The sequence below is a fragment of the Pseudomonas sp. CFBP 8770 genome (assembly GCF_014841705.1).
Taxonomy (GTDB): domain Bacteria; phylum Pseudomonadota; class Gammaproteobacteria; order Pseudomonadales; family Pseudomonadaceae; genus Aquipseudomonas.
On the sequence record NZ_JACYUL010000008.1, the window covers coordinates 193,238 to 203,591 of the forward strand.

11 protein-coding genes are annotated in these 10,354 nt (G+C 63.7%); 6 read left to right on the forward strand and 5 right to left on the reverse strand.

What is annotated here, in order from left to right; genetic code table 11:
• Positions 1 to 10: 10 nt before the first annotated feature.
• The 3 genes from dgcA to IFT98_RS18695 all read right to left on the reverse strand — a co-directional run bounded on the left by dgcA (position 11) and on the right by IFT98_RS18695 (position 3,810).
• On the reverse strand, positions 11 to 2,071 hold the full coding sequence (gene dgcA / locus IFT98_RS18685; protein WP_192051026.1) for a dimethylglycine demethylation protein DgcA: 2,061 nt from the start codon (positions 2,069 to 2,071) through the stop codon (positions 11 to 13).
• Positions 2,072 to 2,089: 18 nt separating this feature from the next.
• Positions 2,090 to 2,620 (reverse strand): DUF5943 domain-containing protein, encoded by a 531-nt coding sequence (locus IFT98_RS18690; RefSeq protein ID WP_122479786.1) that lies wholly within the window; start codon positions 2,618 to 2,620, stop codon positions 2,090 to 2,092.
• 212 nt (positions 2,621 to 2,832) lie between these two features.
• Entirely contained in the window at positions 2,833 to 3,810 is a 978-nt protein-coding gene (locus IFT98_RS18695) for a dipeptidase (protein WP_122479787.1), read from the reverse strand.
• Between the two features lie 383 nt (positions 3,811 to 4,193).
• Here IFT98_RS18695 and IFT98_RS18700 point away from each other — a divergent pair, with 383 nt between their 5' ends.
• A complete protein-coding gene (locus IFT98_RS18700; protein ID WP_122479788.1) occupies positions 4,194 to 4,595 on the forward strand; it encodes a lysozyme inhibitor LprI family protein in 402 nt (133 codons plus the stop codon).
• A 2-nt stretch (positions 4,596 to 4,597) separates the two neighbouring features.
• Positions 4,598 to 5,014: a DUF3010 family protein gene (locus IFT98_RS18705; RefSeq protein WP_192051027.1), complete on the forward strand. Its 417-nt coding sequence runs from the start codon at positions 4,598 to 4,600 to the stop codon at positions 5,012 to 5,014.
• 19 nt (positions 5,015 to 5,033) lie between these two features.
• Here the strand turns inward: IFT98_RS18705 and IFT98_RS18710 are convergent, their stop codons facing one another.
• Both IFT98_RS18710 and IFT98_RS18715 read right to left on the reverse strand, forming a co-directional pair.
• Positions 5,034 to 5,291, reverse strand: a complete 258-nt coding sequence (locus tag IFT98_RS18710) for a hypothetical protein (RefSeq protein ID WP_192051029.1) — start codon at positions 5,289 to 5,291, stop codon at positions 5,034 to 5,036.
• Between the two features lie 191 nt (positions 5,292 to 5,482).
• The gene (locus tag IFT98_RS18715; protein ID WP_192051031.1) at positions 5,483 to 6,430 is read right to left on the reverse strand and encodes a GlxA family transcriptional regulator; all 948 of its coding nucleotides are present in this window, start codon (positions 6,428 to 6,430) and stop codon (positions 5,483 to 5,485) included.
• Between the two features lie 230 nt (positions 6,431 to 6,660).
• Here IFT98_RS18715 and choX point away from each other — a divergent pair, with 230 nt between their 5' ends.
• The 4 genes from choX (at position 6,661) to IFT98_RS18735 (ending at position 10,268) form a co-directional block, all read left to right on the forward strand.
• Positions 6,661 to 7,584 carry a choline ABC transporter substrate-binding protein gene (choX, locus tag IFT98_RS18720; protein ID WP_192051033.1) on the forward strand — a complete coding sequence of 308 codons (924 nt, stop codon included), beginning with the start codon at positions 6,661 to 6,663 and terminating at the stop codon, positions 7,582 to 7,584.
• Positions 7,585 to 7,832: 248 nt separating this feature from the next.
• Positions 7,833 to 8,717, forward strand: a complete 885-nt coding sequence (locus tag IFT98_RS18725) for a 3-keto-5-aminohexanoate cleavage protein (protein WP_192051035.1) — start codon at positions 7,833 to 7,835, stop codon at positions 8,715 to 8,717.
• 136 nt (positions 8,718 to 8,853) lie between these two features.
• A complete protein-coding gene (locus IFT98_RS18730) occupies positions 8,854 to 9,819 on the forward strand; it encodes an L-carnitine dehydrogenase (protein WP_192051037.1) in 966 nt (321 codons plus the stop codon).
• Entirely contained in the window at positions 9,816 to 10,268 is a 453-nt protein-coding gene (locus tag IFT98_RS18735) for a thioesterase family protein (protein ID WP_192051039.1), read from the forward strand. The genes IFT98_RS18730 and IFT98_RS18735 overlap by 4 nt, the downstream gene beginning before the upstream one ends.
• Positions 10,269 to 10,354: the final 86 nt, after the last annotated feature.

The window sequence follows — 10,354 nt, forward strand, 5'->3', positions numbered from 1 at the left end:
AGGGAGAGGGTCAAAAATCCTTGCACAGGCGCAGCGCGTCGTAGATCGCCGCGTGTGTGTTGCGCTGGGCCACGCAGTCGCCGATACGAAACAGCAGATAGTCGTCGCCCGAGCTACTCAACGACGGCTGCGGCTGGATCGCGAACAAGGCGTCGATGTCCATCTGGCCCTTGTTGCGCGACCCCTGTTTGAGCGCGTAGTAGAGCTGTTCGTCGGGACGCACGCCGTTCTCCACCACCACCTGGTCGACCACACGCTCTTCCTTGGCGCCGGTGTATTCGTTCTCCAGCACGGCCACCAGCTTGTCGCCTTCGCGGTAGACCTTGTCCAGCATCATGTCGCCGGTCATGATCACTTCCTTGGGGTACATGCTGCGGTAGTAAGTGGGGAACGACGTACCGCCGATGGCCACGCCCGGTTTGATGTCGTCGGTGACGATCTCCACCTGGCTGCCCTTGTCGGCGAGGAAGTCGGCCACCGACATGCCGGTGAACTCGCAGATGGTGTCGTACACCAGCACGTTCTTGCCCGGTGCGACCTTGCCGTCGAGCACGTCCCAGCTGCTGACCACCAGGCCCTCTTCGGCGCCCCAGTGCTCGTTCTGTTCCAGAAACGGGTGGCCCCCCACCGCCAGCACGACGATGTCCGGGCGCAGGTCCATGATGGTGTCGGCATCGGCGGCCGTGCCCAGGCGCAGGTCGACCTTCAGGCGCGCCAGCTCCAGCTGGAACCAGCGGGTGATACCGGCGATCTGGTCACGCTGCGGCGCCTTGGACGCGGTGGTGATCTGCCCACCAATGAATTCCTTCTTCTCGAACAGCGTCACGTCATGGCCACGTTCGGCCGCCACGCGCGCGGCCTCCATGCCGGCAGGCCCTGCGCCGACCACCACCACCTTGCGCTTCACGCCGGTGGACTTTTCGATGATGTGCGGCACGCCCATGTATTCGCGCGACGTGGCCGCGTTCTGGATGCACAGCACGTCCAGCCCCTGGTACTGCCGATCGATGCAGTAGTTGGCGCCCACGCATTGCTTGATCTGGTCGATCTGGCCCATCTTGATCTTGGCGATCAGGTGCGGGTCGGCGATGTGCGCGCGGGTCATGCCGACCATGTCGACGTAGCCGCCTTCAAGGATGCGCGTCGCCTGGTTCGGATCCTTGATGTTCTGCGCGTGCAGCACCGGGATGTTCACCACTTCCTTGATCCCGGCGGCCAGGTGCAGGAACGGCTCGGGCGGATAGCTCATGTTGGGGATGACGTTGGCCAGGGTGTTGTGGGTGTCGCACCCCGAGCCCACCACGCCGAGGAAGTCGAGCATGCCGGTATCGCAGTAGTACTTGGCGATTTCCTTCATGTCCTCGTGGCTGAGGCCATCGGGATGGAATTCGTCGCCGCAGATGCGCAGCCCCACGCAGAAGTCGTCGCCGACTTCCTTGCGCACGGCCTTGATCACCTCCATGCCGAAGCGCATGCGGTTTTCGAAGCTGCCGCCCCACTCATCGGTGCGCTTGTTGACCCGCGGGCTCCAGAACTGGTCGATCATGTGCTGGTGCACCGCCGACAGCTCGACGCCGTCCAGGCCGCCGGCCTTGGCGCGGGCCGCAGCGCTGGCGTAGTTGCCGATCACGCGCCAGATCTCTTCAGGCTCGATGGTCTTGCAGGTCGCGCGGTGCACCGGCTCGCGGATGCCCGAGGGCGACATCAGGGTCGGCCAGTGCTCGCCGTCCCACCGCGAACGTCGACCCATGTGGGTGATCTGGATCATGATCTTGGCCCCATGCTTGTGCATGGCGTCGGCCAGGTTCTGGAAGTGCGGAATGATCTTGTCGGTGGCCAGGTTGACCGATTTCCACCAGCCCTGGGGGCTGTCGATGGCCACGCTGGAGGAACCGCCGCAGATGGCCAGGCCTATTCCGCCACGGGCTTTCTCTTCGTAGTATTTCACGTAACGATCGGTGGTCATGCCGCCGTCGGTGGCGTAGACCTCGGCGTGCGCGGTACTGAGCACGCGGTTGCGGATCGTCAGCTTGCCGATCTGGATCGGCTGGAACATCGCTTCGAAAGCCATGACGGTTGATTCCTCGACTTACAACGGTTTCACGGTGAAGAGACCATCTTCGTGGCCTTCTTCGGAGCCGCCGTACACTTGCTCGGCGACGGTACGAATGCTGCTGCCGCGAGCGGCGAGAATCTGGTCCATGGCGCCGGCGAACCAGCCGGTGAACATGTAGTCGACCTTGCGCCCGACCTTGCCGTACACGTAGACGAAGGCGGAATGTTCCAGCTTGACGCTGCAGGTGCCCTGGTCCAGGTCGATGTCCTGGATCTTGAACAGACCCCAGCCACGCTGAGACAGGCGCTTCATGTAGTGCTCGAACACCGCGACGCCTTCCAGGCCATGGCACTCGGCTTCTTTCTCGCACCAGTGCCAGGCGGACTTGTAGCCCGCCTTGTAGAGAATCTCGGCGTAGGCATCGGCGCCCAGCACCTCTTCGATGCCCATGTGGTTGTTGACGAAGAAGTGACGCGGCACGTACAGCATGGGCAAGGCGTCGGAGGTCCAGATACCGGTTTCGCTGTCGACTTCGATGGGCAGTTGCGGGGCGATCTTGGCCATGATGAGTGATCTCCGATAAACATGATTCGAGAAAGCAACGCAGAATCGCTTTGCTCGTAGATAGACAGTTGTGTGAATGCCTTTGGAGCCGTAGCGAGCACGTCGAGAGCAAGGAAGGACCGGAGCGAAAGGCGAGACAGTACCGAGGTACGGCGAGCTTTTCGCGAGGACCTGACGCAGCTATCGGCGAGCGCAGTAGGCTCCAGAGGTATTCACTCGCCCCAGACGTCCTTGAGGACATTGACCCAGTTCTCGCCCATGATCTTGCGCACCACGCGTTCGCTGTGGCCGCGCTTGAGCAAAGTTTCGGTCAGGTTGGGGAACTCGCCCACGGTGCGGATGCCCAGCGGATTGATGATCTTGCCGAAGCTGGTCAGGCGCCGGGCATAGCCCTTGTCGTGGGTCAGGTATTCGAAGAAGTCCTGGCCGTGGCCCTGGGTGAAGTCGGTGCCGATGCCGATCGCGTCTTCACCGACGATGTTCATGGTGTATTCGATGGCTTCGGCGTAGTCGTCGATGGTCGAATCGATACCCTTGGCCAGGAACGGCGCGAACATGGTCACGCCGACGAAGCCACCGTGGTCGGCGATGAATTTCAGCTCTTCATCGGACTTGTTGCGCGGGTGTTCTTTCAAGCCCGACGGCAGGCAATGGGAGTAGCACACCGGTTTCTTCGATTCGAGGATGACTTCTTCGCTGGTCTTGGAGCCGACGTGGGACAGGTCGCACATCACGCCCACACGGTTCATCTCGGCGACGATTTCACGGCCGAACCCGGACAGGCCGCCGTCGCGCTCATAGCAGCCGGTACCGACCAGGTTCTGGGTGTTGTAGCACATCTGCACGATACCCACGCCCAGCTGCTTGAACACCTCCACGTAGCCGATCTGGTCTTCATAGGCGTGGGCGTTCTGGAAGCCGAAGAGGATGCCGGTCTTGCCGGTTTCCTTGGCCTTGCGGATGTCGGCGGTGCTGCGCACGGGCATCACCAGGTCGCTGTTCTCGCGCATCAGCTTCTGGCTCTTGCAGATGCTGTCGATGGTGGCCTGGAAACCTTCCCACACCGACACCGTGCAGTTGGCCATGGTCAGGCCGCCCTTGCGCATGTCCTCGAACAGTTCGCGGTTCCATTTGGCAATGATCAGCCCGTCGATGACGATGCTGTCGGCGTGCAGTTCGGCTGGGCTCATCGGGCAGTCCCCATCAGGCAAGTCAGGCGTCGAATCGTATGTCGGCGCTTCATGGGGCCAGCATATGCCTGCGCGACAGGGCGACCGGATGCAAAAACGACAGGGGAATTGCCGAAAGCGTCAACGCGCGATTCTAAAGATGACCACAGGCGCCTCCGCAAGCCCTCTGTGGGAGCGGTCATCGGCCGCGAACGGGACGCCGCGGTGAATCAGGTATCGCGCCGTGCGTCCTTCGCGGCCACAGACCGCTCCCACGGGTGACCGGCTTGAGCCTGCCACTCCATGAAATAAACCGCCTGCCATCGCTGCGCCCCTATGCTTTCCAGCGCCCCTGAGACAGAATCAGCGGCAATTGTCCTGCTCAACGGGTTAGGTAGATCCTCATGAGATTCACGCTGCTGATGCTTGCCTTGCTGTCCTTCGCCGCCCAGGCCGAAGAGTCCGATGGCCCCACCCCGTGCGATAACGTCGAAACCGATCAGCAGAGCTACGATTGCTCGGCCTACAACCGCAAGACATCGGAAACCGAGATGAGCGAGTCGTACACCGACCTGCTCGACCGCATCAATTCCCAGTTCCCGAAAGGCTCGCCCGAACTCAAGGCGTTCACCGACAGGCTCAAGACTGCCCAGGACCTGTGGGCCAAATCGCGCGATGCCGATTGCGACGTGTACACGGTCAATGCCGGCAAAGGCACCAAGGCCTATGACATTGCCCAGAACGATTGTCGCGCGCAGAAGAGCGACGAGCGTTCCGAGTTCCTGCAATCGGTGGGCCTGGAGTGAGCGTGAAAATAGTCGGGGTCGAGATCAAGGGCAGCGAAGCGATCTTTGCCGTGGTGGAATACGACGGTTCAGCGTTGGCGCATCTTTCCACTTCGCTCAAGAAAATCGCGCTGGAAGACGATGACATCGCGGCGAACGTGCGGCAGTTTCGCGAGCAGGTGGCCGCTTTCGTCGGCGACAACGGGTTGAAGATGCTCGCCATCAAGAAGCGCGGCAAGAAAGGCGAGTTCGCCGGCGGGCCGACCACCTTCAAGATCGAAGGCGTGCTGCAGCTGCTCGAAGGCTGCGAGGCGGTGCTGGTGTCGCCGCAGACCATCAGCGCCCAGGCCAAGAAGCTGGCCGAACTGCCAGGCAGCTTGAACAAATACCAGCACGAAGCCTACAAGGCTGCCTGCGCGGTACTGCTCAAGGCGCGCTGAAACGGTCAACAGCCGTCTTTCATTCCTCCTCGTTCAACCGGCAGTCCAGGCCGATGTCCGTCGGATTGCTGGGGTCCTGCGCCACGAATGCACGGGTCTTGTGCTCGGCATCCGCCAGGCTGTCGGCTTCTACCGGCAGATCCACCAGGGTGTTGTTCCAGGCGTCGTCGGCCTGGTTGTCGATGACCCGGCAGTCGTACCAGGCCGCCGTTGCCGGCCCGGCCAGCGCCAGAAGTGCCACCGCCAGGATTGGCGCAACCATGACTTGCTTGCTCATTTCGATGATTCCTTTATCGCTGAATGAGCGCGCAGGTTAGCGGCCGCCTGCCGTGCCAGAACGGTACATATGCATTGGCCGTGCTGGCGTGTTCGCGGCCACAGACCGCTCCTACGGCACGAACACATTCCATCAGTAGGAGCGGTCAGTGGCCGCGAAGGCGTCGGCACGGCCGCTGCATGGTGAACGACCTACTCCGACTCGCGCCCGCGCCGATCTTCCCGCGGGCAGCGGGCAAAGCGCGCCCGGTAGCTGCGGGTGAAATACGACGGCGAGTCGAAACCGCAGGCAATGCTCACCTCCAGCACGCTCATCTGGGTCTGGCGCAGCAGCTGCCGGGCTTTCTCCAGGCGCAGGCGCAGGTAGAAGTTGCTCGGCGTATCGTCCAGATGCAGACGGAACAAGCGCTCCAACTGGCGCCGGGTGACCTTGGCCAGTTCGGCCAACTGCAAGGTGCTCAGCGGCGGCTCGGTGTGCTGTTCCATCTCGCCGATCACCTGCACCAGTTTTTTGTTGCTGAGGCCGTAGCGTGAAGCGATTTCCATGCGTTGGTGGTCCTTGCGCGGACGAATGCGCCCCACCACGAACTGCTCGGACACCTGGATGGCCAGCGGGCTGCCATGGGCCTGGCCGATCAGGTCGAGCATCAGATCGATGGACGCCGTGCCACCGGCGCAGGTGATGCGGCTGCGGTCGATCTCGAACAGCTCCTGGGTCGGCATCAGTTGCGGATAGGACTCCTTGAACGCGCCCAGCGCCTCCCAGTGCAGGGTCAGGCGATGCCCCTCCAGCAAACCGGCTTCGGCGAGCACGAAACTGCCAGTGTCGATGCCGCCCAGAGTCGCCCCTTCGCGATCCAGGCGGCGCAGCCAGTCGCGCAGTGCCCCATCGAAAGTCGCCAACGGCTCGAACCCGGCCACCACCAGCAACGTCGCGCCCTTGGCCAGCGACCCGAGCGCGCCGTCGGCATTCACCGACATGCCGTTGCTGGCCAGTACCGCGCCGCCGTCCAGGCTCAGCACCTGCCACCGGTACAGCTCGCCGCGAAAGCGGTTGGCCACGCGCAGCGGTTCGATCGCCGAGATGAAGCCCAGTGCGGAGAAACCGGGCAGCAACAGGAAGTGGAAGTCTTGGGCCATGGTGAGCTCGGTGATTTCTGCGGCGCGATCCTGTGGGAGCGCGGCGGGCGTCGAGCCCTCTGCCCGCGAAGAGGGCCTTTATGAAACACCACTAATACCCACCACGTCGCCACTGTGCAAGAGCCGGTCGCCGCAGTGCGCTTTTTCCCGCAAGGGCCTGCGTACCTTATGCAAACGGCGCGCAGACGCCGCCCCCATAACAATTCGCACTGCCGCCTGAGGGAGCCATCATGAACAGATTGATCAGCTGCTGCCTGCTGATGCTTACCGGTACCGCGCTGTTGACCGGCACGGCCAGCGCCGCGGAGCCGGCCAGTTGCAAGAACGTACGCCTGGGCGTGGTCAACTGGACCGACGTGATCGCTACCAGCGCCATGACCCAGGTGCTGCTCGACGACCTGGGCTACAGCGTCAAACAGACCAGCGCGTCCCAGCAGATCATCTTCGCCGGCATCCGCGACCAGCGCCTGGACATGTTTCTGGGTTACTGGAACCCGTTGATGACCCAGACCATCACCCCCTTCGTGGAACAGAAGCAGGTGCGTGTGCTGGCCGAGCCCAGCCTGAAGGACGCCCGTGCCACCTTGGCCGTGCCGACCTACCTGGCCGACAAAGGCCTGAAAAGCTTCGCCGACATTGCCAAATTCAAGAAGGAACTGGGCGGCAAGATCTATGGCATCGAACCGGGGTCGGGCGCCAACACGCAGATCAAGGACATGATCGCCAAGAACCGCTTCGGCCTGGGCGACTTTCAACTGGTGGAGTCCAGTGAAGCCGGCATGCTCTCGGCAGTGACGCGCGCGGTAAAGCGCAACGAGGCGATCGTGTTCTTCGGTTGGGCACCGCACCCGATGAACGTCAATCAGGACATGACCTACCTGAGCGGCAGTGAAGATGCCCTGGGCCCGAACGAGGGCATGGCCACCGTGTGGACAGTGACCGCGCCGGACTACGCCAGCCGCTGCCCGAACGTGGACAAACTACTGAGCAACCTGACCTTCACGGCCGCAGACGAGAGCCGAATGATGCAGCCGCTGCTGGAGCACAAGGACGCCTTCGACTCGGCACGGCAATGGCTCAAGGACCACCCCCAGGACCGCCAGCGCTGGCTGCAGGGCGTCACCACCTTCGACGGCAAGCCTGCCGCGATCTGATCACGGCCGTGCATATTCTGCGTAGGCGCGGTCAGCGGCCGCGAACCAGGCACCGCGGCGCATCAGCCTGATCGCGTGGTCCTTTTCGCGGCCGATGACCGCTCCCACGGGAAACAGACAGCGGCGCAAGCCGCGTCCGGCAACAACCGCGCTACCTCAGACACACCGCAATCCCCTGTAGCAGCGGCGCAAGCCGCGTCCGGCGGCGACCGCGTTACCTCAGACACACACCTCAAGGATCCCCCGCAATGAACCACGACGTCATCATCACCTGCGCTTTGACCGGTGCTGGCGACACCACCGCGAAAAGCCCCCATGTTCCGGTCACGCCGAAACAGATCGCCGCCGCCGCCGTAGAGGCAGCCAAGGCGGGCGCCACGGTCGTGCACTGCCATGTCCGCGATCCACAGACCGGCCGCTTCAGTCGCGACGTGGCGCTGTACCGGGAAGTCATGGAGCGCATTCGCGAGGCCGACATCGACATCATCGTCAACCTCACCGCCGGCATGGGCGGCGACCTCGAGATCGGCCCTGGGGAAACGCCGATGGCGTTCGGCCCCGGCACCGACCTGATCGGCCCGCTGGCGCGTCTGGCTCACGTCGAAGCGTTGCTGCCGGAGATCTGCACCCTGGATTGCGGCACCCTCAATTTCGGCGACGGCAACAGCATCTACGTCTCCACCCCCGCGCAATTGCGTGCCGGTGCCAAACGCATCACCGAGCTGGGCGTGAAGGCCGAGCTGGAAATCTTCGACACCGGCCACCTGTGGTTCGCCAAGCAGATGATCAGGGAAGGCTTGCTGCACGATCCGCTGTTCCAGTTGTGCCTGGGCATCCCCTGGGGGGCGCCGGCCGATACCACCACCATGAAGGCCATGGTCGACAACTTGCCGGCGGGCGCGGTGTGGGCCGGCTTCGGCATCGGGCGCATGCAGATGCCCATGGCCGCGCAGGCGGTGCTGCTGGGCGGCAACGTGCGGGTCGGGCTGGAAGACAACATCTGGCTGGAGAAAGGCGTGCTGGCCACCAATGGTCAACTGGTCGAACGCGCCGGCGAGATCCTTACCCGGCTGGGCGCCAGGGTGCTGACACCGGCTGAAGGGCGGAAAAAGATGAACCTCGTCAGCCGCTGATTTTTTTGGTGCTCTCCAGGCCTCTTCGCGGGTAGAAGCTTCGCCGCCCGCCCCGCTCCCACAAAGATCCCATGTGGCAGCGGGCTCTGCCCGCGAAGAGGCCCGCATCCCCCACACACCTCTCCAGGAATGACCCATGACCTACATCACCCACATAAAAACCTTCGCCGCCCTGGGCAGCGGTGTCATCGGCAGCGGCTGGGTCGCCCGCGCCCTGGCCCATGGCCTGGACGTGGTGGCCTGGGACCCGGCGCCCGGCGCCGAAGCCGCCTTGCGCCAGCGCGTCGCCAATGCCTGGCCGGCGCTGGTCAAGCAAGGCCTGGCGGCGGGTGCCGCGCAGTCGCGGCTGCGCTTCGTGGCCACGGTCGAGGACTGCGTGCGCGACGCCGACTTCATCCAGGAAAGCGCGCCAGAGCGGCTGGAACTGAAACTGGACCTGCACGCCCGAATCAGCGCCGCCGCCAAGCCCGACGCCTTGATTGGTTCCAGCACCTCGGGCCTGCTGCCCAGCGAATTCTATGAAGGCGCCACACACCCGGAGCGCTGCGTGGTCGGCCATCCGTTCAATCCGGTTTACCTGCTGCCGCTGGTGGAAGTGGTCGGCGGCCGACACACCGCGCCCGAGGCGATCCAGGCGGCCATCACCGTGTACGAAAGCCTGGGCATGCGCCCGTTGCACGTGCGCAAGGAGGTGCCCGGTTTCATCGCCGACCGCCTGCTCGAGGCGCTGTGGCGCGAAGCCTTGCACCTGGTCAACGACGGTGTGGCTACCACGGGCGAGATCGACGACGCCATTCGCTTTGGCGCCGGTTTGCGCTGGTCGTTCATGGGCACGTTTCTGACCTACACCCTGGCGGGCGGCGACGCCGGTATGCGGCACTTCATGAACCAGTTCGGCCCGGCGCTGAAGCTGCCCTGGACCTACCTGCCGGCGCCGGAGCTGACCGATTCGCTGATCGACGAGGTGGTCGCGGGCACTTCGGCGCAGTTGGGCGAACACAGCATTGGCGCCCTGGAGCGCTATCGCGATGATTGCCTGCTGGCGGTGCTGGACGCGGTACGAGTGACCAAGGCCCGGCACGGCATGAGCTTCGCCGAATGATCACCTACCAGACGCCAGTGCTCGCGGAGTGGGTGGACTACAACGGGCATCTGCGCGATGCGTTCTATCTGCTGATCTTCAGCTACGCCACCGATGCGTTCATGGAGCGTATCGACGTCGATCCGCAGCGTGACGGGCGCTCGCTGTTCACGCTGGAGTGTCATCTCAACTATCTGCGTGAAGTGAAATTGGGCGTCGAGGTTCAGGTGCGTACGCGGGTGCTGGCCCATGACCGCAAAAGGGTGCAGGTGTACCACACGCTGCACCTGCAAGGCGCTGACGAGGTGCTGGCGGCCAGCGAGCAGATGCTCTTGCATGTGGATTTGAAAGGGCCGAAGTCGGCGGTGTTCGGGGAAGCTTCGTTGGCGGCGCTGGCCGAGGCTTTCGAGGCGCAGCGACAACAGCCCGAGGCGGAGTACGCAGGGCGGCGGATTGCCTTGCCAGGCTGAAAACCGCGCCACGCCCTTCGCGGCCACGGACCGCTCCCACAGGAATTCTCGTTCTACCGTGGGAGCGGTCATCGGCCGCGAAGGCC